Here is a 24,353-nt window from a genome sequence, read left to right on the forward strand (position 1 = left end):
CACAAAGGAGGAAGAAGCCATGATGCACCGACGACGTTTTCTCGGGACCCTGGGCGCGCTCGCGCTCGGCACGCTCGCCGTGGGCGTGCTGGGGCCCGCGGCGGATGCGTTCGCGCAGGCGAAACCGCTGGCCATCGACGTCTACAAGAGCCCGCTGTGCGGCTGCTGCGAGGAATGGGTCAAGCACCTGCGCGCCAACGGCTTCACCGTGACGGTGCACGACGTCGAGGATACCGGCGAATACCGCAAGCGCTTCGGCATGCCGGAGCGCTTCGGCTCCTGCCACACCGGCCATATCGCCGGCTATGCGATCGAGGGCCACGTGCCCGCCGCCGATATCCGCAAACTGCTGGCCGCCAAACCCAGGGCGGTCGGGCTGGCGGTGCCTGGCATGCCGGTCGGCTCGCCGGGCATGGAACAGGGACCGCGCAAGGATCCCTTCGACGTGCTGCTGGTCAAGGCCGACGGCGCGGCCTCGGTGTTCAGCCGCCACAACAAGCCGGCGGCCTGACGGGCCCCGCGCCGGATGCGCCGCGGCGCATCCGGCCATGCCCTACTCCCCTGCCAGGCGCTGGAGCGCCGACTCGACCTCCCGCCACACCGCCCCGGTCTCGCCCTCGGTGCATTCGCCGTGCTGGCGCTTGACCGCGCCCAGCCGGTTCAGCACCAGGTGCTGGTCCGGCACCACGCCCGCGTTGGCCAGGCACGCCTGCACGCAAGCCAGCGGGCACCCGTCCAGCGCCAGGATCGGCCGGCCCGATCGCGCCACCCGCGTCAGCGCCGGCACGCCACCGCCCACCCCGCTGATGCACGACATCTCCGCGCGTCCGCTGCGGTCCAGCCGCACCGCGCAAGCATTGGCCAGCTGCGCCACGCTGGAGCAGCCCGAGCAGGCGTAGACCAGTGGCAGGGATCGGGTGGGGGAAGCGGGCATCGCGTACCTTCCGTCAAGTCGGTTCGCCGCAGGGCAACGCCCCTACGGAAAGCGGCCAGCTTAGTGGCAAGGCCAGCAGCCGGGCCATTCGCCAAAAGAGCTAGCAGCGTCGTCCACACGACATAGGCCGAAGCACCACCCGACCCCTGTGACAGACTGAAGCCTGACTCAAATCAAGCCTTGCGTTTCCGGCGGCGCTCGATGCGGCGAAGACTCTAAAGGGTTTTGGCAGCGCCGGGGTGCTCGAAATTGAAGCGGCCCACCGCATGGGCATCCCGCAACCGAAAGTCTCCGGACTGCTGCGCCGCGACTTCGCCAACCTGTCGGAGCGCAAGCTGATGGACTGCCTGAACCGGCTTGGATACGACATCGAAATCACGGTCAGCCCCGCGCCGGAGCCGATCGGTCACCTCACGCTCAAGGTAGCCTGAAAACAAGAACCCCCTGCAAGCGCATAGCTTGCAGGGGGTTGCTGATATCGGCGTGCCGCCCGAACCTGCTTACAGCAGCGGCGCCCCCGTCTTCGCCTGGATTTCCTCGCGGCTGACGCCCGGGGCGGTCTCCACCAGCTTGAGGCCGTCCGCGGTCACGTCGATCACGCCCAGGTCGGTGATGATGCGGTTGACCACGCCCACGCCGGTCAGCGGCAGGTTGCACTGCTTCAGGATCTTGAGGTCCTCGGTGCCGTCCTTTTTCTTGGCGGTGTGTTCCATCAGCACCACCACGCGGCCGACGCCGGCGACCAGGTCCATCGCGCCGCCCATGCCCTTGACCATCTTGCCGGGGATCATCCAGTTGGCCAGGTCGCCCTTCTCGCTGACCTGCATCGCGCCCAGGATGGCCAGGTTGATGTGGCCGCCGCGAATCATCGCGAACGAGTCGGCCGACGAGAAGATCGACGAGCCCGGCAGCGTGGTCACGGTCTGCTTGCCGGCGTTGATCATGTCGGCGTCGACCTCGGCCTCGGTCGGGAACGGGCCGATGCCGAGCAGGCCGTTCTCGGATTGCAGCCAGACTTCCATGCCTTCCGGCACCCAGTTGGCCACCAGCGTCGGCAGCCCGATGCCCAGGTTGACGTAGAAACCGTCCTGCAGCTCGGCCGCGGCGCGCGCGGCCATTTCGTCACGTGTCCATGCCATGATGGGTCTCCTTAGCTGGCCGCGCGCACGGTGCGCTGCTCGATGCGTTTCTCGGGGTTGGCGTTGAGCACCAGGCGCTGCACGAAGATGCCGGCCAGGTGGATCTCGTCGGGATCGAGCTCGCCGGTCTCGACGATCTGTTCGACCTCGGCCACGGTGACCTTGCCCGCCATCGCGCACATCGGGTTGAAGTTGCGCGCGGTGCGGCGGAACACCAGGTTGCCGGCCTTGTCGGCCTTCCAGGCCTTGACCAGCGCCACGTCGGCGGTCAGCGAACGTTCCATCACGTACTTTTCGCCGTCGAATTCGCGGATTTCCTTGCCTTCGGCGACGATGGTGCCGACCCCGGTCTTGGTGAAGAAGGCCGGGATGCCCGAGCCGCCGGCGCGCAGCTTTTCGGCCAGCGTGCCCTGCGGCGTGAATTCCAGTTCCAGTTCGCCGGCCAGGTACTGGCGCTCGAACTCCTTGTTCTCGCCCACGTAGGACGAGATCATCTTCTTGATCTGGCGCGTGGCCAGCAGCAGGCCCAGGCCGAAGCCGTCGACGCCGGCGTTGTTGGAGATGCAGGTCAGCTGCTTGGCGCCGCTGTCGCGCAGCGCGCCGATCAGCGCCTCGGGGATGCCGCACAGGCCGAAACCGCCCACAGCGATCGTCTGGCCGTCGCGGACGACGCCTGCAAGCGCTTCTGCGGCGCTGGCGTAGACCTTGTTCATGCTTCGCTCCTTCCTCGGTAGTCCCTGTCGATCTCCCCGCCGGCGGGTAGTGCGGCGGGCGACGCAAGGAAATTGTAACGGTACAATCGGCAACGGGCGGTTGGCCGTCGCCGTAACGCGTCCGACCGACAGCATACGCAAGCACAGCCGGCTACGCCATTACGTAAAAATACATAAGCAGATGCCCGCCATCGACTACCAGACCGCCTTCCAGCTCGCCCCCGTGGGCCTGGTGCTGTCACGCGAGCGCGTGATCGAGGATTGCAACGAAGAGGTCTGCCGCATCTTCGGCACCACGCGCGAGGCCCTGCTGGGCCAGTCGTTCCAGGTGCTCTACCCCACCGCCGACGAGTTCGAGCGTACCGGCGCGCGCATCGCGCCGATCATGGGCAAGCGCGGCATGTATTCGGACGAGCGCATCATGAAGCGCGCCGGCGGGGAGCTGTTCTGGTGCCACGTCACCGGCCGCGCGCTGGACCGCAGCCAGCCGCTCGGTGCCGGCATCTGGACTTTCGAGGACTTGTCGCAAAAGCGCCAGGTCACCGCCGAACTGACCGCGCGCGAACGCGAGATCGCGGCGCAGCTGGTGGAAGGCAAGACCAGCAAGCAGATCGGCAAGCTGCTGGCGATAAGCCCGCGCACGGTCGATATCTATCGGGCACGGCTGATGAAGAAGTATGGGGCAAGCACGTCGGTGGATCTGGTGCAGCGGCTGGTGGCTCACTGACACGGAAAACAATCACCCTTCGATGATCGCCCGGATCTCCGCCGGCACCGGCACCGATTTCTCGGCCGCATAATCGCACCACACCACCTTGGCTCCGCCCTCGGCCCACACCACCCCGGGCAGATCGGTGCGCCGGATTTCCATGCGCGTCTCGAAACTGGTGCGCCCCAGCTGTCCCGCATAGACCCGGCATTCGATCTGGCCCGGATAGCGCAGCTGCTTCAAAAAGGTCATATGCGCATTGATGATGACCGGCCCCTGCCCTTGCGCATCCTTGCCGCCGCGCCCAAGCGACGCAACCATTCGATGCGCGCCTGCTCCAGGTACTGAAAGTAGACGGTATTGTTGACATGGCCCATCGCGTCCATGTCGCCCCACCGGATCGGCATGACCACCGTGTAGACGTGTTTCATCAAAGCCTCCAATGCAACAGGCCCGCCGACACCGGCGGGCCTGCTTCATGACTCAGCGCTTGGCAATCGCGCCTTCGGCCTTGGTGACAAGGTCGGCGCCGATCTGCTTCTTCCACTTGTCGTAGACCTTGGCGGTCGCCTTGCGGAAGGCGTCGTGCTCTGCCGGGGTCAGGTGCGTGACCTTGACGCCGTGGGCTTCCATCTCCTTCCATGCGGGCGCGCCGGCCTCGGCCAGGCCCTTGCGGGCCAGCGCGATTTCCTGCTTGCCGGCGTCGATGGCGGCCTGCTTGACGATCTCGCGGTCGGCCGGGGTCCAGCTTTCCCAGATCTGCTTGTTGACCACGAAGATCAGCGGGTCAGCCACGTAGCCCCAGGTGGTGACGTATTTCTGGCCGACCGTGTACAGCTTGGCGGCGGCGAACACCGACTGCGGATTCTCCTGGCCGTCGACCGCGCCCGAGGCCATCGCCGGCTGCGCGTCGGCCCAGCTCATCTGGGTCGGGTTGGCGCCGAGCGCGTTAAAGGTCTCGATGTACAGCGGCGAACCGACCACGCGCAGCTTCAGGCCCTTGAGGTCTTCCGGCTTGCGCAGCTCGCGCTTGGAGTTCGAGACCTCGCGGAAGCCGTTCTCGCCCCACGCCAGCGGCACCACGCCAGCCTTCTCCAGCGTGGCGAAGATCGACTTGCCGACCTCGCCCTGCGTCAGCGCGTCGAGCGCCTTGTAGTCGGGCATCAGGAACGGCAGCGAGAACAGGTTCAGTTCCTTGACCTGCGGCGACCAGTTGATGGTCGAGCCCACCGCCATGTCGATCACGCCCTGGCGGATCGCCGAGAATTCGCGGGTCTGGTCGCCGGCCACCAGCGAGGTGCCCGGATACAGCTTGATGTTGATGCGGCCGTTGGTGCGCTGCTTGACCAGGTCGGCCCAGATCTCGCCGCCCTTGCCCCACGGGAAGGCCGGGCCGAGCACCAGCGACATCTTGTATTCGGACTTGTAGGTCTGGGCCATCGCACCGGCGGGGGCGAAGGCGGAAGCGGCCAGGGCGGCGGCCGTGGCGAGCATCAGGGCACGACGTTTCATTTCATCTCCTCAGGGGAAAAGCGTCAGGTTCTTGTTGGTGAATGCAAACATGACATCGACCGCGGTCAATAGCCGAGGTAGTCAGGCAGCCAGGTCGCCAGCGGCGGGTAGGCCAGCACCATCAGCATGGCGATAAACATCGCCAGCAGCATCCAGATAACCCACGGCACGGTCTCTTCCATGCGCACGCGGGCGATCCGGCACGACACCATCAGGTTCACGGCCAGCGGCGGCGTGAACTGGCCCAGCGCCACCTTCAGCGTCAGCACCACGCCGAACCACACCGGGTTCCAGTGGAAGGCATTGGCGATCGGCAGCAGCAGCGGCACGAAGATCAGGAAGATCGAGATGCCGTCGAGGAACATGCCCACCGTCATCAGCAGCAACACGATCAGCGCCAGCACGCCGTACTCGCCCAGCCCGGAGGTGGCGATCGCCTGCGCCAGCGGGTCGATCACGCCCAGCGTCGACAGCGCATAGGCGAAGATGCCGGCCAGCGCGACCACCAGCAGGATCACGGCAGAGGTCTCGGCCGCTTCCTGGAAGATCGTGAACAGGTCGCGCATGCCGATGCTGCGGTACACCACCATGCCGACGAACAGGCCATAGACCACCGCCACCACGGCGGCCTCGGTCGGCGTGAACCAGCCGGCGCGCATGCCGCCCAGGATCAGGAACGGCGCCACCAGGCCCCACGCGGCCTCGCGCAGGCTCTTCCAGAACGGCGGGCGCGGCAGCGCGGCTTCGGCGGCGCCCATATTGTGCTTGCGCGCCAGCCACACCGCCGGCACGATCAGCGCGATGCCCGCGAGCACGCCCGGGATCATGCCGGCCGCGAACAGCGCCGGCACCGATGCGCCCGGCACCAGCACGCTGTAGATGATGAACGCGACCGACGGCGGGATCAGGATGTCGGTCGCGGCCGCCGCGCCGACCACCGCCGCGCTGTAAGAGCCGGGATAGCCCGCGCGCGACATCGCCGCGATCATCACGCCGCCGACCGCGGCCGCGTTGGCCGGGCCCGAGCCGGAAATGCCCCCGAGGAACATCGCCACCAGGATCGCCACCAGCGGCAGCATGCCGGGGCCGCGCCCGACCACGGCGATGGCAAAGGTCACCAGCCGCTGGGCCACGCCGGAACGGTCGAAGATCGAGCCCACCAGCACGAACATCGGGATCGCAAGCAGCGGATACTTGGCCAGCCCCGCATAGAAGTTCTGCGGCACCGCCAGCAGGCCGAACATCTGCGTATCGAGATTGGACAGGCCGATCGCGACCAGGCCGCCCAGCCCCAGCGACACGCCAATCGGCACGCCCAGCAGCATCAGGCCAATAAAGACCACGAACAGGATGATGGCAACCAGCGTCATTTCGCACGCTCCGTCGCCGACTGGCTCTGTTCATGCAGCGCCTTGAGCGCGCGCACGTTGCGCACCATCAGCGCCAGCGCGCGCAGCGCGATGCCGGCCGACAGCACCGGCAGCCAGATCGAGTACCACCAGCTCGGCACGCCGATGCCGGGCGAGGTCTCGCCGAAGGTGTATTCGTCCCAGGTGATGCGCGCGCCCAGCACTGCCAGGGCGATAAACATCACCGCCACCGCCAGCGCCGACAGGATCGCCAGGCGCCGCTGCCGCGCGGCGCTGCCGCGTTCGAAGAAGAACTCGATACGGATATTGCGGTCGCGCGCCACCGCCGCGCTGCCGGCCACCAGGGCCAGCACGATCATCAGGAAGACCGAGAACTCTTCGGTCCAGGCGAACGACTCGTCGGTGAAATAGCGGACCACCACGTTGGCGAAGGTGATGCCGACCAGCAGCACCATCACGATCACGCCAATCCAGTCCTCGAGGCGGGGCGATACCCGGAATTCAGCGTCCTGCGCTTCGTCGGCGGCCCGCGGGATCACCGCGGAATCGACGACGTGTTGCGGCACGGCGTTGCGCCGTGCCTCTTGTTGTTGCTCCATCTCCCCGGCCTCCGGTCCAGGGCCGCTCGGGCCATGCGGCCACCGCGGCGTTCTCGCTTTGTATGTAAAGACTTAATCTGCAGACATGGCGGATTATGCCAAGACTGGCCTGCCGCGCACGAAATTTCTGAATATTGACGCGTACTGACGACGGCGCGCCCAAGGGGACCGGATAAGCCCAGGGTTGGCGCTCGGGCATCTCGCGGCGCTTTTGGCGCGTGGGCGGGATGCGGGGGGACTGCGCCCCCCGGTGTCAGCGTGCGGGCGCTCAGACCATGCCGTCGTCGGCGGTGATAACGGCGCCGTTGATGAACTGCGACTGGTCCGAGGCCAGCAGCAGCAACAGGCCATCGAGGTCTTCCGGCTTGCCCAGGCGCTTGCGCGGCAGCATCTGGATCAGCTTCTGCCCGGCGTCGGAATCCCAGTGGTGGTGGTTGATATCAGTGTCGATATAGCCGGGGCAGATGGCGTTGGAATTGATGCCATGGCGCGCCCATTCCAGCGCCATGGCCCTGGTCATGTGCACCACCGCCGCCTTGCTCATGCAATAGACGCCGATCTGCGACAGCACCTTCAGCCCCGCCACCGACGCGATATTGACGATGCGCGCCTGCGGCAGCGGGCTGCCGTTGCGCTCGGCGCCCTTGGCGCGCGCAATCATGCGCTTGGCGACTTCCTGGGCGACGAAAAACGCGCCGCGGGTATTGGTGTCGAAGACGAAGTCGAAGTCTTCCGGGGCCACCTCGGTCAGCTTCTGCGTGGTCGACACGCCGGAGTTGTTGACCAGGATATCGATGGCGCCGGCTTCGGTCTCGGCGTGCGCCACCGCAGCGCGGATGCTGTCCGGGTCGGTCACGTCCAGGCGCACCACATGCGCGCTGCCGCCCTCGGCCTCGATCGCGGCGCGCAGCTCCTTGAGCCGCTCGGTGCGGCGCGAGGCCAGCACCACCTTGGCGCCGGCGGCGGCGAGCACCGTGGCGAAACGCGAGCCCAGCCCGCTCGAGGCGCCGGTCACCAGCGCCACCTTGCCTTCCAGATTGATCGACAAACCCATGATTACCTCTTGTGCGGGAGCCCCTCTGGCCTGACCAGGAGCAGGAGGCAGCATATCAAAAAAAAGAACGACCGTTCCAAAAAAATCCTTGCCTGTGGGTGGCGAGTCCCGGACAATGCCGGAGATTCTAAGAACTTGGCCCGCAAAGGGAAAGAGGGAAAACGCGCGATCCGACCGTGTCCGGACGCCGTTCCAGCGCTGTTCGATCGCCAAACGGCGCCGATTCACCGCGCCGCGCCCGCGCGGCTCCCCCGGCGGCCCCCGCGCCGCGCCCGGGCCGGGTTCTCAGCACAACGATCACCGCATTTCCCACAATTGCCAGCTAGCAGCAAAGAAACAGAGGGTTAGAGACAAATGGATCAGCAACAGCTCCTGGAGCAGTTCGGCCCGCGCGAAGCCATGGAATACGATGTGGTCATCGTCGGCGGCGGCCCCGCCGGCCTGGCCACGGCCATCCGCCTGAAGCAACTCGCGCAGGAGAAAGGCGCCGACGTCAATGTTTGCGTCCTGGAAAAGGGCTCCGAGCCCGGCGCGCACATCCTGTCGGGCGCCATCATGGACCCGCGCGCCCTGAACGAGCTGATTCCGAACTGGAAGGAGCTGGGCGCGCCGCTGAACCAGGCCGTGACCGAGGACAAGTTCCTGTTCCTGAACGAGACCGGCTCCAAGGGCACGCCCCCGGCGCTGCTGCCCGAGTGCTTCCACAACGAAGGCAACTACATCGTCAGCCTGTCGAACTTCGTGCGCTGGCTGGGCCAGCAGGCCGAGGCGCTGGGCGTGGAGATCTTCCCGGGCTTCGCCGCCGCCGAGGTGCTGTACAACGAAGACGGCTCGGTCAAGGGCGTGGCCACCGGCAACATGGGCATCGACAAGGAAGGCGAGCCCACCGACAACTTCCAGCTGGGCATGGAACTGCATGCCAAGTACACGATCTTCGCCGAAGGCGCGCGCGGCCACCTGGGCAAGCAGCTGATCGCCAAGTTCGGCCTGGACGCAGGCAAGGATCCGCAGAGCTACGGCATCGGCCTGAAGGAGCTGTGGGAAATCGACCCCGCCAGGCACAAGCCCGGCCTGGTGGTGCACACCGCCGGCTGGCCGCTGGACCCGGCCACCTACGGCGGCTCGTTCCTGTACCACATGGAAGACAACAAGGTCGCGGTCGGCTTCGTGGTCGGGCTGGACTACACCAACCCGTGGCTGTCGCCGTTCGAGGAATTCCAGCGCTTCAAGACTCATCCGGAAATCCGCCAGTACTTCGAAGGCGGCAAGCGCCTGTCGTACGGCGCGCGCGCCATCACCGCCGGCGGCCTGCTGTCGCTGCCCAAGACCGTGTTCCCGGGCGGCGCGCTGGTCGGCTGCGATGCTGGCTACCTGAACGCCTCGCGCATCAAGGGCAGCCACGCCGCGATCAAGACCGGCATGCTCGCCGCCGAGGCTGCCTACGACGCGCTGCAGGCCGGCCGCCAGCACGACGAGCTGAGCGCCTACCCGGCCGCGTTCGAGCAGAGCTGGCTGTACAAGGAACTGCTGCAGGCCAAGAACTTCAAGCAGTGGTTCAAGAAGGGCCGCACCACCGCCACGCTGATGACCGGCATCGAGCAATGGCTGCTGCCCAAGCTGGGCATCCGCAACCCGCCCTGGACCATCCACCGCGCCAAGCCGGACCACGTGTACCTGAAGCCGGCGGCCGAATGCCAGAAGATCGAGTACCCGAAGCCGGACGGCAAGCTGACCTTCGACCGCCTCAGCTCGGTGTTCATCAGCAACACCAACCATGAGGAAAACCAGCCGGCGCACCTGACGCTGAAGGACGCCAGCGTGCCGGTCGACATCAACCTGAACAAGTACGCGGGCCCCGAGTCGCGCTACTGCCCGGCGGGCGTGTACGAGTTCGTGCAGGACGAAACCTCGGGCAAGGAGCGCCTGCAGATCAACGCGCAGAACTGCGTGCACTGCAAGACCTGCGACATCAAGGATCCGACCCAGAACATTGTGTGGGTGACGCCGGAGGGTGGCGGCGGTCCGAACTACGTCGGCATGTAAGCCGGCCGCGCAAGCGCGCTGGCAATCGAAAACGGCACCGTATTTTCCGGTGCCGTTTTCTTTTTATGCGACCGCGGAGGCGTTAGCGTGCCTGCCGCCGCGCTGCCATCGCCTGGTCGACTACCTCCGCCTGCAGCGCCTCGCTCGGATTGTCGAAGGCCTGCCTGCGCAGCGTGTCCAGTTGCTGCCGCCGATCCTGCTCCGACAGCCCCGAAAACGCCTCGATCTGCGCGCGGCGCGCGGCGTAGTCGTGGTAGCGCTGCTGCCATGACTGCTCGGCCTGCGCCTGCTGCTGGTAGCGCTGCGCCACCTCGGGGCCGTAGGCCTGTGCCAGCGCGGCACCGATGTCCTGTGTGGTGCGTCCAGCCGCCTGCAGGTCGGCGATGGTCTGGCTGATGGCCTGCGGGCGCGCGCTGGCAGCGCGCGCCGCGCGCACGGGCTCGGGCAGCGTGGCGTCGAGCTCGGCCAGCCGCTGCCGCCGCTGCGCGTCGTCCAGGCCCGCCTGCGCCACCATCTCCAGCCGCGCCAGCATGGCCTCGTCATAGGCCTGCTCGTCGCCGAACCAGGCCTGCGTCACCTCGGGCAGCCAACGCTGGCGCGCCGCGTTGCGCTGCGCCAGCAGCGCGCGCAGCTGCTGCACCTGCTGCGCATCCAGCGTGCCGTCCGCATCCGCCAGCGGCTTGCGCGCGGCCTCGGGCAGGATCTCGGCCAGGCAGGCGACGTAGCGGCGCCACAGCTGCCACGCCTGCCCGGCCGCGGGCTGCGGCACATGGCGGCGGATGTCGTCATGCACCAGCGGGTCGAGCGCATCGATGCCGCCGGCGTCATGGCGCGCGCTCAGGAAATGATCGAAATAGGTGCGCAGCGCGCGGGTCAGCCGCAGGTTGCCGGCGGCATCGGCCTCGGGACCGGCGGGCATCTCCACGCCGGCGAGCGATGGCCAGGTGGCGGCGCCAGCGGGCGCCGGATCCGCCGATGGCGCAAACGGACCCCGGGCGCGCGCCGCTGCAGCCTGCTGCGGCACGGGCGGCGGATCCGGCGGCATGGTCAGCCAGTACACCGCAGCGGCCGCGGCGCCGGCCGGCAGCAAGGCCAGCCAGAGCCGCGGTGCACGCTCAGAGCTGGTCATTGCGCAACCGGTTGGCGTGGTTCAGGATGACTGTGCGCGGATCGGCATCCTGGTACAGCCCCGCCATCTGGTTGACCTCGTCGAGATGGTTCCAGTAATAGCCGGTGGCCAGCACCCGCCCCCACTTGCTGCTGCACACCGAGACCAGCCCGTCATTGGCGCCGGCGCCCTTCAGTGCCATCAGCCCCGCCGAGGTCGACATCATCACCGTGGACGGATCCAGCAGGTTGGAGCGCAGCAGGCTGAGCGGGCCGCCCTGCCCGGTCCACGAATACGCGGCCTGGGCATGAGTGACGAGATTGCCCGTGGCGTCGCGCGCCTGGCGCTGCTCGGACACGGCGCCGGGACTGTCGCAGTCCGCGCCCAGCGCCGACCTGGTGCCCGGCACCAAGGTAGCGTCGAGCCGCGCATTCTGCTCGGCGGCGCCACGCGTGGTCAGGCTCTGGAGCGAGGCCAGCGCATCCTGGTCCAGCGCCTGCCCGTTGCTGATGCCGTTGAACCAGCCGACCGTATCGAACACACCCTGAATCAGGCTGACCAGCACCGGGCCGGCGATCGGGATGGTGCCGACGCCGTGGATCAGGTCGAGCACGGTGTCGGCCACTTCGCTGCCGCGGTGCGGGCTGCCGATAGTGGTGACCGAGGCCACGTCCTGCGGCGACATCGCCGCCAGCACGCGCGAGGTCGGCCCGCCCTGGCTGTGGCCGATCAGGTTGACCTTGTCGGCGCCGCTCTCCAGCTTGACCGCGCGCACATAGGCCTGCAGCGCCAGCGCGCGCTCGGCATCGCTGTTGAACGACGGCACCGTGGCGACATAGACCTGCGCTCCATGGGCCCGGAGCACTTCGGGGATGCCATACCAGTAGTCGAGCACGCCGGCCATTTTCGCCGCGCCGGTCAGGCCGTGGACCAGCACGATCGGATAGCGCGTCTTCGCGTAGTCGCCATTGGTTGTGACCGCAGCGACGGGTGCCGGCTGCGCCAGCATGGCTGCGGTGGCCAGCGCCGCGGCGGTGCCTGCCAGCCTGCGCCGGGAATTGCGGGACTGCTGCTGCCTGCGTGCTACGGGCGTGCGTTGCCCGCACGCGTGGTGTTCGCCGTGCTCCATCTGGTCTCCTCGGTGGTGGGTCTTTTTATGTTGGAAGCAGTAAAGGCGGCCCGACCCGTGGAGACAATCAAAACATTAGCGGATTCCCTCTAAACGGCTGCTACCGCGGCCGGCTGCACCGGCATGCGGGTGCTGGAAAGCAGCTGTTCGTAGATGTAGCACTGCAGCAGCGTCAGTTCGCGCTCGGCCAGCACATCGAAGGCTACGCCGAACGCGGGAAAGTCGGCATCGTCGCCGGCGGCCGCGGCTGGCGCCACGCGGACCCAGCCATCGATCACCACCTCGCTGTCCAGCGACGCGGTACGCAGGTTGAAGCGCAGGCGCACGCGGCTGCCCGGCGCCGGGGCCGGGGAAGTGGTCTGCACCAGCGCGCCGCCGGTGCTGAGGTCCGACAGCAGCGACAAGCGCGCGGCGCCGCTGCCGATGCCGTCGTCGTCGCCGGGTTCGGTCAGGTACGCGGCCAGCCGGGTCGGCACGCGCGCCGCCTTGCGCACCGGCGTCGCGTGCTGCTGCACCGGCGCGGACAGCACCAGGTAGCGGAACGGGCTGCGGCACACGGCGGTGATGGCCGAGGTAAAGCTGTGGATGGCCTGCCCGGAAAAGCCGCGCAGCACTACGCCATCGCCGGCCTGCAATGGCAGGTCGCGCCCTCCCAGCTGCGGCCAGGTGATAAAGAGGCCCTGCTCGATAAAGCCGATCAGTCGGCTTGCGGCCGGGCGCGCGGCCTCGCCGTCGAGCTTGACATGCAGCAGCGTGCCGACCTGCAGGCCGAGCGGCCCGCTGGCGGGGCGCAGGTCGTCGGCGGCCTCGTCGCCGGCATCGTCGCGGCACACCGTGCCGTGGCGGAACACCAGCGCCAGGTCGCGCGCATCGGGAATGATGTTGCCGCTGCCGAGCACCAGGTTGCCCTCGCCATCGAGCAATGACCAGGGCAGAGGATGGCCGACGGGAAGATCGTTAGGGGTGAGCTGGATCATGGCGGTTTGCAGTTGGCCCCGGCGTGGGCGTGCTGGGACGCGACGAGCCCTGGGCGGAACTGACGCACGGACTCCGCCACCTGTATTGGGTTTCTATCGGCGTCAGCGCGGCGAAATTTAGTCCGGGGCGATGGAGGTCGAGGTCGTATGTGTAGCATCGGTTACCTCCGGCAAGCTTGACGCGCCGCAAGATTGCGGCCAGAATCTGGAAAAGCTGTCAGACAGCTTGACACATCGAGCGCCATGAATACTCTCCTGCCCCGTCCGGCTTCGCTTGCCACACGTATCGCGCAGACCCTGCATGACGACATCCTTGCCGGCCGCTACGGCGCGGGCGCGCGCCTGCCGGCCGAGTCCGCGCTGGCCGACGCCTTCGGCGTAAGCCGCCCGATCGTGCGCGAGGCCATTGCCCAGCTGAAGGCCGACGGCGTGCTGGTCACGCGCAAGGGCTCCGGTGCCTATGTCTCCGACACCCCGGGCGGCCAGGCCTGGCGCGTGGCCAGCGCGCCCGATGGCGGCCCGACGCTGGCCCAGCTGTTCGAGCTGCGCCGGGTGGTGGAAACCGCCTGCGCCGAGATGGCGGCGCGGCGGCGCACCGCGGCCGACGTCGAGGCCATCCGCGTCGCGCTGGCGGCAATGCAGGCGCAGGCCGACGGGCACGGCGACATGGCCAGCGCCGCCGCGGCCGACATGGCGTTCCACCACGCCATTGCCGAAGCCGCGCACAACCCCTGCTTTACCGGCCTGACGGATTTCGTCGGCCAGCAGATGCTGGCCGCGCGCCAGCGCGCGTGGGAGAACACCGCGCGGCTGAGCAGCGCCACCGGCGCGCCGCGCGCCGCCGACCACGAGCATGCCGCGCTGGCCCAAGCCATTGCCGCTGGCGACGCCACGGCCGCGCGCAAGGCCGCGCAGCAGCACCTGGCGGCCGCCGCCGCGCGCCTGGGCCTGCCCGCCTGAAGCCAAATATATCGAGACCCCTGAAGCAAGGAATAACCATGGAAACAGTGGATTGCGTCGTGATCGGCGCCGGCGTGGTGGGACTGGCGGTCGCGCGCGCGCTGGCCCTGCAAGGCCGCGAAGTGATCATCCTGGAGGCCGAGAACGCCTTCGGCACCATCACCAGCGCGCGCAACAGCGAGGTCATCCATGCCGGCATCTACTATCCGGCCGGCTCGCTCAAGGCGCAGCTGTGCGTGCGCGGCAAGGCCATGCTGTACGACTACTGCGCCAGCCGCCACGTGGCGCACCAGCGCTGCGGCAAGCTGATCGTCGCCACCAGCGAGGCCCAGGTGGCGACGCTCGACGGCATCCGTGCCAGGGCGGCCGCCAATGGCGTGGACGACCTGCGCCTGATCGACCGCGCCGAAGCACAGGCGCTGGAGCCGCAGCTGCAGTGCCATGCGGCGCTGCTGTCGCCTTCGACCGGCATCGTCGACAGCCATGGCCTGATGACGGCGCTGCTGGGCGATGCTGAAAACGCCGGCGCGATGCTGGCGGTGCAGTCGCCGGTGCTGGGCGGCGCGGTCACGGCGGACGGCATCCGGCTCGAGATCGGCGCGGAAGACGGCAGCACCACCACGCTGCTGGCGCGCACGGTGGTCAATTCGGCGGGGCTCACGGCCCCGGAGATGGCGCGCCGCATCGACGGCATGCCTGAGGCCCACATCCCGCCGCAGTACTACGCCAAGGGCTGCTATTTCACGCTGGCCGGCCGCGCGCCGTTCTCACGGCTGATCTATCCGGTGCCCGAGGCCGCCGGCCTTGGCGTGCACCTGACCATCGACCTGGGCGGCCAGGCGCGCTTCGGCCCCAATGTGCGCTGGATCGACGAGATCGAATACGGCGTCGATGCGGCAGACGCCGACGCGTTCTATGACGAGGTGCGCCGCTACTGGCCGGGACTGGCCGACGGCGCGCTGCAGCCCGGCTACGCCGGCATCCGCCCCAAGATCAGCGGCCCGCACGAAGCCGCCGCGGACTTCCGCATCGACGGCCCCGCCGTGCACGGCGTGCCGGGGCTGGTTCACCTGTTCGGGATCGAATCGCCGGGGCTGACTTCGTCGCTGGCGATCGCCGAGCGGGTCTGCGCGGCGCTGGACTGAAGCGCGCCGTCGCCTTCCGCGCGAAAGCTCATCACCGCGCAGAAGGCCCCCGCCGCCGCGGCCACGGCGGCGAGTCCGAAGGTATGCGCCGGCGCCAGCGCGTTCCAGGTCCAGCCCATCGCCAGCCCGCCCAGCGTGCCGCCGACGCCGTAGGAGATGCCGGTGTACAGCGCCTGCCCGCGCCCCTGCAGCGGTCCGGCAAACCACGCCTGCAGCCGCTTCAGGCTGGCGCTGTGGTGCGCGGCGAAGGTGGCCGCGTGCAGCACCTGCACCACCGCCATCAGCCACGCGAACTGCGCCAGGTAGCCGGTCAGCCCGAAGCGCAGCGCCGCCAGCACGAAAGTGCCCGCCAGGATGGTGCGCAGGGCCAGGCGCGCGAACAGCAGGCCCTGGTAGTAGAAGAAGACGATCTCGGCGACCACGCCGATGGTCCACATCACGCCGATCGCGAACTTGCTGTAGCCCAGCGTCTCCAGCCACAGCGAGTAGAACACGTAGAGCGCCGCGTGCGCGAACATCATCAGAAAGGCCGACGCCAGGAACCAGGCCACGTCCGGGCGGCGCAGCAGCGGCAAGGCGCGCGGCGGCGGCGTGCGCGGGCCCTCGTCGACGGCGTCGCGCATGGTCAGCACCACCCCCGCCAGGATTGCCAGCAGCGCGCTTGCCACCCACGGGAACGCGCGCATGCCGACCGCCTCGAACAGCGCCCCGCCGGCCAGCACCGCGCCGATGAAGCCGAGCGAGCCGAACATGCGGATGCGACCGTAGCTGTGGTCGAAGGCGCCGTAACGGCGCAGCGTGGAAATGGTCAGGGCATCGCCCAGCGGCGACATCGCGCTGGTCAAGAGGCTCAGCGTCAGCATCATCGCCATCATGCCGCCGTAGCTGCCGACACCGGGCAGCACCAGGAACGCCAGCAGCGAGGTGAACGCGCTCACGCGCAGGATGCGCACGCGCGTGTGCATCATGTCGGAGAGCCAGCCCCACAGGTAGGGCCCGACGATGCGGCTGACCTGGAAGCTCGCCATCAGCACGCCGATCTGCACCGGGTCGAAGCCGCGGTCGGCGAAGTACAGGCTGACGTAGGGCGAGATCAGGCCGACGTAGCCGTAATAGCCCAGGTAAAAGAGCCCGAAGCGGGCATGGTCGGGGCCGTCGGCCCCGCTTTGGCCGCCCGCGCGCTGCGGCGTCAAGTCAGCGGGTCTGGCCGGCCTGCGCGGGAATGCGCGGCGTTTCGACGCGGACGTCGCCGCACTGGGCGCGGTGGCGCAGCGCGTGGTCGATCAGCACCAGCGCCAGCATGGCCTCGGCGATCGGCGTGGCGCGGATGCCCACGCACGGGTCGTGGCGGCCAAAGGTCTCGACCGTGGCGGCGTTGCCAGCCTTGTCGATCGATTCGCGCGGGGTGCGGATCGAAGACGTGGGCTTGATCGCCAGCGACACGGTGATGTCCTGCCCGGTGGAGATGCCGCCCAGCACGCCGCCGGCGTTGTTGGTGCGGAAGCCCGCGGCGGTCAGCTCGTCGCCATGCACGCTGCCGCGCTGCGCGACGCTGTCGAAGCCGGCGCCGAGCTCGACGCCCTTGACCGCATTGATGCCCATCATGGCGTGCGCGATATCGGCATCGAGCTTGTCGAACAGCGGCTCGCCCAGCCCCACGGGCACGTGGCTGGCCACCACCTCGATGCGCGCGCCGACCGAGTCGCCGTCGCGGCGCAGCGCGTCCATATACGTTTCCAGCTCAGGGATGATGTCGGCGTTGGCGGCGAAGAACGGGTTCTCCGGCACATGCGACCAGTCGGTGAACGGCACCGCGATCTCGCCCAGCTGCGACATATAGCCCCGGATCTCGGTGCCGTACTGCTCGCGCAGCCATTTCTTGGCCACCGCGCCCGCCGCCACTACCGGCGCGGTCAGGCGCGCCGATGAGCGGCCGCCGCCGCGATGGTCACGGATGCCGTACTTCTGCCAGTAGGTGTAGTCGGCGTGGCCCGGGCGGAAGGTCTCGACGATATTGCCGTAGTCCTTGCTGCGCTGGTCGGTGTTGCGGATCAGCAGGCAGATCGGGGTGCCGGTGGTCTTGCCCTCGAACACGCCGGACAAAATCTCGACCTGGTCGGGTTCCTTGCGCTGGGTGACGTGGCGCGAGGTGCCGGGCTTGCGGCGGTCCAGGTCGCCCTGGATGTCGGCCTCGGTCAGCGCCAGGCCCGGCGGGCAGCCGTCCACCACCGCGCCGATGGCGGGCCCGTGCGATTCTCCGAACGTGGTGACAGTGAAAAGCAGGCCAAGGGTGTTGCCGGACATGATGGAAACCGCACAGGAATTGGGGACGGCCTCCATTGTAAGGCCAATGGCCGGGCTCGGGCGGGCCTCGGCGGCGTCGGCAGGTCAGGCGGCGACGCCCTGCGCCACCGGCACGGCGGCCAGCTCCGGGTAGAACTCGACCCGCATCCGGTCCATATAGGCCACCAGGTTGGCATGCCCCTCGGCCGCGGTGCGGATCGGGGTGTCGAATACGGGGCACAGCAGGCTGCCGGCGAAGGCAAACAGCGTGGCATCGGCCCCGCACGGCCGGTCGCCCATCAGGTAGCGCTTGTCACCGAGGATGTCGGCAATCGAGGTCACACCCTTGCTCGCCAGCGCCACCAGCTCTTCCTCGCTATGCCGGCCCAGGCCCTGCCCCCACAGCGTCTTGCGCACCTTGTAGCGCACCAGCCGCTCGGCCAGCCCGCGCACCGGCGCCGGCACGCTGCGGAAGAACTGGGCCGGGCCCTTGTCGAAATTGGCCTGGTCCAGCCAGCGCACCCGCGCCACGGCCCAGTAGAGATGGTCCTCCATCAGCTTTTCGGCGGCCCAGGCGATGCCGCGCTCGGCCGGCCCAAGGCCCGCGTCGAAATCGATGTGGTAGGTCTTTTCGATATGCCAGCGGATCATGGTGGAATCGGCCACGATCCGGCCCATGTCGTCCAGGTACGGCAGCTTGCCCTTGGGCGCGCGCCGCAGGCTGCCGGGGCGCGCGTGGTACGGCAGGCCGGCCAGCTTGAGCAGCATCTCGGCCTTGGTGACGAAGGGGCTGGCATCGGGCAGCCCGAAGGCGGGGCCGAAGGTGTAGAGGGTGATCATCGGGGATCGCCTTTGCGTCAGCTAGCGCCAGTCGCCGCGCAGGGCCTGCACCATCTGCTGGAGGCCTTCCGGCGTGGCCGACTCGGGCGGCACCGGCTCGCCCACCACCAGCTCGAGCCGGTTCAGGATGCCGCGCCGGAACGGCCGCGACATCGCCGGCGCGCCCTTGCGCGAGAAGAAGCTGCCCCACAGCCCGCGCAGCGCCATCGGCACCACCGGCACCGGGGTGCGGCGGATGATCTGCTGCACGCCCTGCTTGAACGGATTGATATCGCCGGTGGCGGTGATCTTGCCTTCGGGGAAGATGCAGACCAGGTCACCGTCGTCCAGCGCCTGGGCTACGCTGTCGTAGGCGCGCCTGAGCATCTCGGGGTCCTGGTGCGCCGGCGCGATCGGGATCGCGCGCGCCTGGCGGAAGAACCACGACAGCAGCGGCACCTTGAAGATGCTGTGGTCCATCACGAAGCGCACCGGGCGCGGGCTGCACGCCATCAGCACCACCGCATCGGCAAAGCTGACGTGGTTGCACACCAGCACCGCCGGCCCTTCGGCGGGGATGCGCTCGGCGTTGATGCGGCGCAGGCGATAGAGGGTATGGACCAGGATCCACGCGATAAAGCGCAGCAGGAATTCCGGCACCAGCGAATAGATATAGACCGCCACCACCGCATTGAGCAGCCCCACCACCAGGAACAGCTGCGGGATGGTGTAGCCCGCCTGGGTCAGCGCCACGCCCAGCAGCGAGGCCGCGATCATGAAGAAACTGTTCAGGATGTTGTTGGCGGCAATGATGCGGGCGCGGTGCGTGGGCGCGCTGCGGCTCTGGATCAGCGCGTACAGCGGCACGCTGTAGAAGCCGCCGAACATCGCCAGCAGGAACAGGTCGGCCAGCACGCGCCAGTGGTGCGGCGCGGCCAGGAAGGCGCCGATGCCGCTCAACGCGGCCGGCGCCTGCCCCTGGCTGGCAAAGTACAGGTCGACCGCGAACACGGTCATGCCGATCGAGCCGAACGGCACCAGCCCGATCTCGACATGGCGCCCGGACAGACGCTCGCACAGCAGCGAACCGGTGCCGATGCCCAGCGAGAACACCGCCAGCAGCAGCGTCACCACGTTCTGGTCGCCGCCCAGCACATCCTTGGCATAGCTGAAGAACGAGGTCAGGAAGGTCGCGCCGAGGAACCACAGCCATGAAATGCCGAGCAGGCTCAGGAACACGGTGCGGTTGCCGCGCGCCAGCACCAGGTTGCGCCAGGTCTCGGAAAACGGGTTCCAGTTGATGCGCAGGTCCGGCTGCGGCGCCGGCGAGGCCGGGATGCGGCCCGCCACCAGCCGCCCGGCCACGGCGATGATCACGCAAGCCGCGCCCACGTACAGCGGCCCGACCATGGCGCCGCCCCGCTGCAGCCCGGCCAGCTCGCCGCCGATCAGCGTGCCGATCAGGATCGCGACGAAGGTGCCCATCTCGACCAGACCGTTGCCGCCGACCAGTTCGCTCTCGTCCAGGTGCTGCGGCAGGTAGGCAAACTTGACCGGCCCGAACAGCGTCGAATGCAGCCCCATCAGGAAGGTGCCGGCGTACAGCAGCGGCGCGCTGTGCCAGGCAAAGCCGGCCAGGCCCAGCGTCATGATGGCGATCTCCAGCGACTTGACCAGCCGGATCAGCCGTGACTTCTCCAGCTTGTCGGCGATCTGCCCGCTGGTGGCCGAGAACAGCACGAACGGCGCGATAAAGATGGCCGAGATCAGGAACGCCGCGCTGCGCGCGTCGACTCCCTCGAACAGCGCCGTGTGGTAGGTCACCAGCGAGGTGAAAGCGACCTTGAACACGTTGTCGTTCATCGCCCCCAGGAACTGGGTCCAGAAGAACGGCGCGAAACGGCGCAGGCCGAGCAGTCGGAACTGGCTGTGTTGGCTCATGGAGGGGCCGGTCGGTCGGGGGACCGCCAACGGAAACGGGAACGCCGGCTAGTGTGCCGCAGCCGCGGCCTTGGCGCCACCTTGCCGCGGCCGCGTGGCGGCAACCGAGGGTATTTCCGCAGGCGGCGTCAGGCGGCTGAAGGAGGCTTGGGGTGGCTTCAGCCGGCGCGGCCCGGCGCCATCACTCGGCGCGCTCTTCCGGCCAGTCGCGGATATAAGCCTTGAGCATCTTGTTCTCGAAGCTCTGGTCCTCGACTACGGCCTTGGCGACGTCGTAAAACGAAATCACGCCCATCAGCGTGCGGTTGTCGAGCACCGGCAGGTAGCGGGTGTGACGCTCCAGCATCATGCGACGGACCTCGTTCACATCGGTTTCCATGGTGCAGGTCAGCGGCGCATCGTCCATCACCTTGCGGATGCTGCTGGTGCCGACGTTGCCGTGGTTGCGGGCCAGGGTCTCGATGATCTCGCGGAAGGTCAGCATGCCGACCAGGTCGCCGTACTCCATCACCACCAGCGAGCCGATATCGTGCTCGGCCATGGTGTGCACGGCGACCAGCAAGGAGGTGTCAGGCGTCACGGTGTAGAGCGTATTGCCCTTGATCTGGAGGATGTCGCTGACTTTCATGTTGGTCTCCGCTGCCTGCGCTCACACTGAGCTGAAACTGAGGGTATCGCGCCGGCCGTGGCTCCGGGGGCGATACCGGTCGCATTGTTATCTGTCTATGGGTGTGCGGGCACTGTGTGCCCGTTGGCCGATCCTAGCCCAAACCCGCCGCCAAAGTAAAGCGGGAGGCCGGTTTGCGGGCCGTCGGCGCGCGTGGGCGGGCGCACGATGCTACGATGCTGGCCGGAGACAACTCAAGGCCGACCGACCATGTCCGGAACCCGCTTCGACACGCTGGCGCTGCACGCCGGCGCCGCGCCCGACCCCGCCACCGGGGCCCGCGCCACCCCCATCCACCTGACCACGTCGTTCGTGTTCCGCGACAGCGAGCACGCCGCGTCGCTGTTCAACATGGAACGCGCGGGGCACGTCTACTCGCGCATTTCCAACCCCACCGTGGCGGTACTCGAGGAACGCATCGCCGCGCTCGAGAACGGCGCCGGCGCCATCGCCACGGCCTCGGGCCAGGCCGCGCTGCACCTGGCGGTGGCCACGCTGATGGGCGCGGGCTCGCATATCGTGGCGTCGTCGGCGCTGTACGGCGGCTCGCACAACCTGCTGCACTACACGCTGCGCCGCTTCGGCATCGAGACCACCTTCGTCAAGGCGCGCGACCTCGATGCCTGGCGCGCCGCGATCCGGCCCGATACCCGGCTGCTGTTCGGCGAGACGCTGGGCAACCCCGGGCTGGACGTGCTCGACATCCCGACCCTGGCGCAACTTGGCCAGGACCACGGCATCCCGCTGCTGGTGGATTCCACCTTCACCACGCCCTACCTGCTGCGCCCGTTCGACCATGGCGCCGGCCTGCTCTACCACTCGGCGACGAAGTTCCTGGGCGGCCATGGCACCACCATCGGCGGCGTGCTGGCCGAGGGCGGCACCTTCGATTTCGAGGCCTCGGGGCGCTTCCCGGAACTGTCCGAGCCCTACGAGGGCTTCCACAACATGGTGTTCACCGAGGAAAGCACGGTCGCGCCGTTCCTGCTGCGCGCGCGCCGCGAGGGCCTGCGCGATTTCGGCGCCTGCATGAACCCGATGGCGGCGTGGCAGCTGCTGCAGGGCGTGGAGACCCTGCCGCTGCGCATGAGCCGCCATGTCGACAACACCCGCAAGGTGGTGCAGTTCCTGGTCTCGCACCCGATGGTCGAGTCGGTGTCGTACCCGGAGCTGGAATCGCACCCCGACTACGAACTGGCCAAGCGCCTGCTGCCACGCGGTTGCGGCGCGGTGTTCAGCTTCAACCTGAAGGGCAACCGCCTGGCCGGCCAGCGCTTTATCGAAAGCCTGGCGCTGTTCTCGCACCTGGCCAATGTCGGCGACGCGCGCTCGCTGGTGATCCATCCTGCCTCGACCACGCACTTCCGCATGGACGCGGCCGCGCTGCAGTCGGCAGGCATTACCGAAGGCACGATCCGGCTGTCGGTCGGCCTGGAAGATGCCGACGACCTGATCGACGATCTCAAGCGCGGCCTGAAGGCAGCGGAGAAGGCCATGGGCGCGGGCAACAAGGGAGGGCAAGCCTGATGGAACTGAATCTTGCCGGCCAGCCGGCCTACGCCTATACCGGCGGCAAAGCCTTCGATCCCGCCCTGCCCTGCGCGGTCTTCGTCCACGGCGCGCAGAACGACCACAGTGTCTGGGCGCTGCAGACGCGCTGGTTCGCCAACCATGGCTTCTCGGTGCTGGCGGTGGACCTGCCCGGCCACAACCGCAGCAAGGGCCCGCCGCTGGCCACGGTCGAGGCCATGGCGGACTGGGTCATGGCGCTGGTGGCCGCCGCGGGCGTTACGGCGCCGGCCTTCGTGTTCGGCCACAGCATGGGCTCGCTGATCGCGCTGGAATGCGCGGCACGGCATCCGCAGGCGGTGCGCGGCATCGGCCTGCTGGCCACGGCGTATCCGATGAAGGTCTCGGACGCGCTGCTGGACGCCTCGCTCAACCGCGAGGGCGATGCCATCGCCATGGTCAACACCTGGTCGCATTCGAGCCTCGCCAACAAGCCGTCGTCGCCGGGACCCGGCGCGTGGATGCACGGCGGCAGCCAGCGGCTGATGGAACGGGTGTCGCGCAACAACCCGCAGGCGCATGTGTTCCACAACGACTTCTCGGCCTGCAACGCCTATGCCCATGGCGAGGAAGCCGCCGCGGCGGCGGCCTGCCCGGCGCTGTTCATCACCGGCAGCAAGGACATGATGACTTCGCCCAAGGCGGCCCAGGCACTGGCCGGCAAGATGGCGCGGGCCAGCGTGGTGACGGTGCCGTGCGGCCATGCGCTGATGGGCGAGCGTCCGGATGAAGTGCTGGATGCACTGGCGGCGTTCGCGCGCAAGGTGGTAGCGGCTGGCTGACGCCGTTCCCTGGACGGCCGCTACGCCGGCGGCCATCCGCCCTACATCGCGGCACGGAAGGTCTACACTGCAGCAAACAAGACCTGCCGGAGACAGCCATGGCCCACGTCCGCGCACGCGAGTTCGAGAATTTCGCGGCCTTCTATCCCTACTACCTGAGCGAACACCAGAACCGTACCTGCAGGCGGCTGCATTTTGCCGGGTCGACGGTGGCGCTGCTGTGCCTGGTGGCGCTGGTCGTGACCGGCAATTTGTGGTGGCTGCTCGCCGCGGTGGTGGCGGGCTATGCCTTCGCCTGGGTCGGGCACTTTGGCTTCGAGAAGAATCGGCCGGCTACGTTTCGGCATCCCATCTATAGCCTGATGGGGGATTGGGTGATGTATTTCGATGTCTGGCGGGGGAGGATTCCGTTTTGAAGGGGGGACGGGGCTTGGCGCTTATTGGGGGTAGTCGTTGGGGTTGACATGCTGTGGGCTGTTGAAGCGTCGCAGGGGCTGTCGGTGACATGCTGTCGGCTGTAGAAGCGTCGCAGGGGCTGTCGGTGACATGCTGTCGGCTTTTGAACCGCCTGGTTCCGCCCTGCTGGGCGGGTCACTTTTTGGCCGAGCGCCAAAAAGTAACCAAAAAGCGCGTTGATTGCCCTGCGGGCGGCATGCTTATCGTAGTGGGCCGGGGGGCTTTCGTACGGGGCTGGGCTTCCTCACATAGCTGGACTGCCTGCCGCAGGGGTGCACCACGGTGGGTGGGGCGTTGAAGTGTTGGTTGAACGAGCCCAGAGCGCGGAGTGGTCCCTGCTGCCGGCCTTGCCGTAGGAACGCCTACGGCTGCGCTGCGCGCCGGCCCTATCGCGCGGCATCGGCCCTGGCACGGGACGCGTCGCTGCGCTCGCTTGGCGCTGTC

At 68.2% G+C, this 24,353-nt stretch carries 23 protein-coding genes and 2 pseudogenes; 9 read left to right on the forward strand and 16 right to left on the reverse strand.

Annotated features, from left to right (window positions below):
- Positions 1 to 19: 19 nt before the first annotated feature.
- On the forward strand, positions 20 to 511 hold the full coding sequence (locus tag MKD50_RS13075) for a DUF411 domain-containing protein (RefSeq protein WP_115706610.1): 492 nt from the start codon (positions 20 to 22) through the stop codon (positions 509 to 511).
- Positions 512 to 553: 42 nt separating this feature from the next.
- On the opposite strand, the gene MKD50_RS13080 is transcribed toward MKD50_RS13075, so the two are convergent.
- Entirely contained in the window at positions 554 to 934 is a 381-nt protein-coding gene (locus tag MKD50_RS13080) for a putative zinc-binding protein (protein ID WP_115706609.1), read from the reverse strand.
- 254 nt (positions 935 to 1,188) lie between these two features.
- Here MKD50_RS13080 and MKD50_RS13085 point away from each other — a divergent pair.
- A pseudogene (locus MKD50_RS13085) lies at positions 1,189 to 1,365 on the forward strand (helix-turn-helix domain-containing protein); the annotation flags it as partial.
- A gap of 69 nt (positions 1,366 to 1,434) precedes the next feature.
- On the opposite strand, the gene MKD50_RS13090 reads toward MKD50_RS13085, so the two are convergent.
- The gene (locus MKD50_RS13090) at positions 1,435 to 2,073 is read right to left on the reverse strand and encodes a CoA transferase subunit B (protein ID WP_018006816.1); all 639 of its coding nucleotides are present in this window, start codon (positions 2,071 to 2,073) and stop codon (positions 1,435 to 1,437) included.
- Between the two features lie 11 nt (positions 2,074 to 2,084).
- On the reverse strand, positions 2,085 to 2,786 hold the full coding sequence (locus tag MKD50_RS13095) for a CoA transferase subunit A (protein ID WP_012352543.1): 702 nt from the start codon (positions 2,784 to 2,786) through the stop codon (positions 2,085 to 2,087).
- Positions 2,787 to 2,967: 181 nt separating this feature from the next.
- Here MKD50_RS13095 and MKD50_RS13100 point away from each other — a divergent pair, with 181 nt between their 5' ends.
- Positions 2,968 to 3,513, forward strand: coding sequence for a PAS and helix-turn-helix domain-containing protein (locus MKD50_RS13100; protein WP_018006818.1), 546 nt, complete (start codon positions 2,968 to 2,970; stop codon positions 3,511 to 3,513).
- A 12-nt stretch (positions 3,514 to 3,525) separates the two neighbouring features.
- Here the strand turns inward: MKD50_RS13100 and MKD50_RS13105 are convergent.
- The 5 genes and pseudogenes from MKD50_RS13105 to MKD50_RS13125 form a co-directional block, all read right to left on the reverse strand.
- Positions 3,526 to 3,926 (reverse strand): annotated as a pseudogene (locus MKD50_RS13105) (acyl-CoA thioesterase).
- A 52-nt stretch (positions 3,927 to 3,978) separates the two neighbouring features.
- Entirely contained in the window at positions 3,979 to 5,007 is a 1,029-nt protein-coding gene (locus MKD50_RS13110; RefSeq protein ID WP_240074166.1) for a DctP family TRAP transporter solute-binding subunit, read from the reverse strand.
- Between the two features lie 65 nt (positions 5,008 to 5,072).
- A complete protein-coding gene (locus tag MKD50_RS13115) occupies positions 5,073 to 6,377 on the reverse strand; it encodes a TRAP transporter large permease (RefSeq protein WP_018006821.1) in 1,305 nt (434 codons plus the stop codon).
- Positions 6,374 to 6,976 (reverse strand): TRAP transporter small permease, encoded by a 603-nt coding sequence (locus MKD50_RS13120; protein WP_115706606.1) that lies wholly within the window; start codon positions 6,974 to 6,976, stop codon positions 6,374 to 6,376. Before MKD50_RS13120 ends, MKD50_RS13115 begins: the two co-directional genes overlap by 4 nt.
- A 268-nt stretch (positions 6,977 to 7,244) precedes the next feature.
- Positions 7,245 to 8,030: an SDR family oxidoreductase gene (locus MKD50_RS13125; protein WP_092313627.1), complete on the reverse strand. Its 786-nt coding sequence runs from the start codon at positions 8,028 to 8,030 to the stop codon at positions 7,245 to 7,247.
- A gap of 354 nt (positions 8,031 to 8,384) precedes the next feature.
- On the opposite strand from MKD50_RS13125, the gene MKD50_RS13130 reads away from it, so the two are divergent.
- On the forward strand, positions 8,385 to 10,073 hold the full coding sequence (locus tag MKD50_RS13130) for an electron transfer flavoprotein-ubiquinone oxidoreductase (RefSeq protein ID WP_115706605.1): 1,689 nt from the start codon (positions 8,385 to 8,387) through the stop codon (positions 10,071 to 10,073).
- Between the two features lie 82 nt (positions 10,074 to 10,155).
- Here MKD50_RS13130 and MKD50_RS13135 read toward each other — a convergent pair whose 3' ends face one another.
- The 3 genes from MKD50_RS13135 to MKD50_RS13145 form a co-directional block, all read right to left on the reverse strand.
- Positions 10,156 to 11,202: a lipase secretion chaperone gene (locus MKD50_RS13135; protein WP_252667302.1), complete on the reverse strand. Its 1,047-nt coding sequence runs from the start codon at positions 11,200 to 11,202 to the stop codon at positions 10,156 to 10,158.
- Complete coding sequence (locus MKD50_RS13140; RefSeq protein WP_252667303.1) at positions 11,189 to 12,310, reverse strand: esterase/lipase family protein; 1,122 nt, start codon at positions 12,308 to 12,310, stop codon at positions 11,189 to 11,191. Before MKD50_RS13140 ends, MKD50_RS13135 begins: the two co-directional genes overlap by 14 nt.
- A gap of 89 nt (positions 12,311 to 12,399) precedes the next feature.
- Complete coding sequence (locus MKD50_RS13145) at positions 12,400 to 13,287, reverse strand: flagellar brake protein (protein WP_252667304.1); 888 nt, start codon at positions 13,285 to 13,287, stop codon at positions 12,400 to 12,402.
- A gap of 243 nt (positions 13,288 to 13,530) precedes the next feature.
- On the opposite strand from MKD50_RS13145, the gene MKD50_RS13150 reads away from it, so the two are divergent.
- Complete coding sequence (locus tag MKD50_RS13150) at positions 13,531 to 14,247, forward strand: FadR/GntR family transcriptional regulator (RefSeq protein ID WP_115706602.1); 717 nt, start codon at positions 13,531 to 13,533, stop codon at positions 14,245 to 14,247.
- 38 nt (positions 14,248 to 14,285) lie between these two features.
- Positions 14,286 to 15,392, forward strand: a complete 1,107-nt coding sequence (locus MKD50_RS13155) for an NAD(P)/FAD-dependent oxidoreductase (RefSeq protein WP_252667305.1) — start codon at positions 14,286 to 14,288, stop codon at positions 15,390 to 15,392.
- Here the strand turns inward: MKD50_RS13155 and MKD50_RS13160 are convergent.
- The 5 genes from MKD50_RS13160 to MKD50_RS13180 all read right to left on the reverse strand — a co-directional run bounded on the left by MKD50_RS13160 (position 15,314) and on the right by MKD50_RS13180 (position 21,063).
- Entirely contained in the window at positions 15,314 to 16,585 is a 1,272-nt protein-coding gene (locus MKD50_RS13160; protein WP_252667306.1) for an MFS transporter, read from the reverse strand. The two genes, MKD50_RS13155 and MKD50_RS13160, sit on opposite strands and share 79 nt — an antisense overlap.
- 1 nt (position 16,586) lies before the next feature.
- The gene (aroC, locus tag MKD50_RS13165; protein WP_240074153.1) at positions 16,587 to 17,696 is read right to left on the reverse strand and encodes a chorismate synthase; all 1,110 of its coding nucleotides are present in this window, start codon (positions 17,694 to 17,696) and stop codon (positions 16,587 to 16,589) included.
- Positions 17,697 to 17,780: 84 nt separating this feature from the next.
- Entirely contained in the window at positions 17,781 to 18,515 is a 735-nt protein-coding gene (locus tag MKD50_RS13170; protein ID WP_252667307.1) for a glutathione S-transferase C-terminal domain-containing protein, read from the reverse strand.
- Positions 18,516 to 18,536: 21 nt separating this feature from the next.
- A complete protein-coding gene (locus MKD50_RS13175) occupies positions 18,537 to 20,435 on the reverse strand; it encodes an MFS transporter (RefSeq protein ID WP_252667308.1) in 1,899 nt (632 codons plus the stop codon).
- A gap of 181 nt (positions 20,436 to 20,616) precedes the next feature.
- Entirely contained in the window at positions 20,617 to 21,063 is a 447-nt protein-coding gene (locus MKD50_RS13180; RefSeq protein WP_092313657.1) for a CBS domain-containing protein, read from the reverse strand.
- Between the two features lie 249 nt (positions 21,064 to 21,312).
- Between MKD50_RS13180 and MKD50_RS13185 the strand changes: the two genes are divergently transcribed.
- From MKD50_RS13185 to MKD50_RS13195, 3 genes are all read left to right on the forward strand, one after another.
- The gene (locus MKD50_RS13185) at positions 21,313 to 22,629 is read left to right on the forward strand and encodes an O-acetylhomoserine aminocarboxypropyltransferase (protein ID WP_115706596.1); all 1,317 of its coding nucleotides are present in this window, start codon (positions 21,313 to 21,315) and stop codon (positions 22,627 to 22,629) included.
- Positions 22,629 to 23,453 carry an alpha/beta fold hydrolase gene (locus MKD50_RS13190; protein WP_252667309.1) on the forward strand — a complete coding sequence of 275 codons (825 nt, stop codon included), beginning with the start codon at positions 22,629 to 22,631 and terminating at the stop codon, positions 23,451 to 23,453. The genes MKD50_RS13185 and MKD50_RS13190 overlap by 1 nt, the downstream gene beginning before the upstream one ends.
- Before the next feature lie 98 nt (positions 23,454 to 23,551).
- Positions 23,552 to 23,869 carry an Mpo1-like protein gene (locus MKD50_RS13195; RefSeq protein ID WP_115706594.1) on the forward strand — a complete coding sequence of 106 codons (318 nt, stop codon included), beginning with the start codon at positions 23,552 to 23,554 and terminating at the stop codon, positions 23,867 to 23,869.
- The last annotated feature ends 484 nt before the right edge of the window (positions 23,870 to 24,353 follow it).

Origin of the sequence: Cupriavidus mimosae (genome assembly GCF_023952485.1) — a bacterium.
Lineage (GTDB): Bacteria > Pseudomonadota > Gammaproteobacteria > Burkholderiales > Burkholderiaceae > Cupriavidus > Cupriavidus taiwanensis_C.

Bases quoted from the DNA above. Each gene is read 5' to 3' on its own strand.
- MKD50_RS13075 (WP_115706610.1), top strand. From the start codon at position 20: ATGATGCACCGACGACGTTTTCTCGGGACCCTGGGCGCGCTCGCGCTC.
- MKD50_RS13080 (WP_115706609.1), bottom strand. From the start codon at position 934: ATGCCCGCTTCCCCCACCCGATCCCTGCCACTGGTCTACGCCTGCTCG.
- MKD50_RS13090 (WP_018006816.1), bottom strand. From the start codon at position 2,073: ATGGCATGGACACGTGACGAAATGGCCGCGCGCGCCGCGGCCGAGCTG.
- MKD50_RS13095 (WP_012352543.1), bottom strand. From the start codon at position 2,786: ATGAACAAGGTCTACGCCAGCGCCGCAGAAGCGCTTGCAGGCGTCGTC.
- MKD50_RS13100 (WP_018006818.1), top strand. From the start codon at position 2,968: ATGCCCGCCATCGACTACCAGACCGCCTTCCAGCTCGCCCCCGTGGGC.
- MKD50_RS13110 (WP_240074166.1), bottom strand. From the start codon at position 5,007: ATGAAACGTCGTGCCCTGATGCTCGCCACGGCCGCCGCCCTGGCCGCT.
- MKD50_RS13115 (WP_018006821.1), bottom strand. From the start codon at position 6,377: ATGACGCTGGTTGCCATCATCCTGTTCGTGGTCTTTATTGGCCTGATG.
- MKD50_RS13120 (WP_115706606.1), bottom strand. From the start codon at position 6,976: ATGGAGCAACAACAAGAGGCACGGCGCAACGCCGTGCCGCAACACGTC.
- MKD50_RS13125 (WP_092313627.1), bottom strand. From the start codon at position 8,030: ATGGGTTTGTCGATCAATCTGGAAGGCAAGGTGGCGCTGGTGACCGGC.
- MKD50_RS13130 (WP_115706605.1), top strand. From the start codon at position 8,385: ATGGATCAGCAACAGCTCCTGGAGCAGTTCGGCCCGCGCGAAGCCATG.
- MKD50_RS13135 (WP_252667302.1), bottom strand. From the start codon at position 11,202: ATGACCAGCTCTGAGCGTGCACCGCGGCTCTGGCTGGCCTTGCTGCCG.
- MKD50_RS13140 (WP_252667303.1), bottom strand. From the start codon at position 12,310: ATGGAGCACGGCGAACACCACGCGTGCGGGCAACGCACGCCCGTAGCA.
- MKD50_RS13145 (WP_252667304.1), bottom strand. From the start codon at position 13,287: ATGATCCAGCTCACCCCTAACGATCTTCCCGTCGGCCATCCTCTGCCC.
- MKD50_RS13150 (WP_115706602.1), top strand. From the start codon at position 13,531: ATGAATACTCTCCTGCCCCGTCCGGCTTCGCTTGCCACACGTATCGCG.
- MKD50_RS13155 (WP_252667305.1), top strand. From the start codon at position 14,286: ATGGAAACAGTGGATTGCGTCGTGATCGGCGCCGGCGTGGTGGGACTG.
- aroC (WP_240074153.1), bottom strand. From the start codon at position 17,696: ATGTCCGGCAACACCCTTGGCCTGCTTTTCACTGTCACCACGTTCGGA.
- MKD50_RS13170 (WP_252667307.1), bottom strand. From the start codon at position 18,515: ATGATCACCCTCTACACCTTCGGCCCCGCCTTCGGGCTGCCCGATGCC.
- MKD50_RS13175 (WP_252667308.1), bottom strand. From the start codon at position 20,435: ATGAGCCAACACAGCCAGTTCCGACTGCTCGGCCTGCGCCGTTTCGCG.
- MKD50_RS13180 (WP_092313657.1), bottom strand. From the start codon at position 21,063: ATGAAAGTCAGCGACATCCTCCAGATCAAGGGCAATACGCTCTACACC.
- MKD50_RS13185 (WP_115706596.1), top strand. From the start codon at position 21,313: ATGTCCGGAACCCGCTTCGACACGCTGGCGCTGCACGCCGGCGCCGCG.
- MKD50_RS13190 (WP_252667309.1), top strand. From the start codon at position 22,629: ATGGAACTGAATCTTGCCGGCCAGCCGGCCTACGCCTATACCGGCGGC.
- MKD50_RS13195 (WP_115706594.1), top strand. From the start codon at position 23,552: ATGGCCCACGTCCGCGCACGCGAGTTCGAGAATTTCGCGGCCTTCTAT.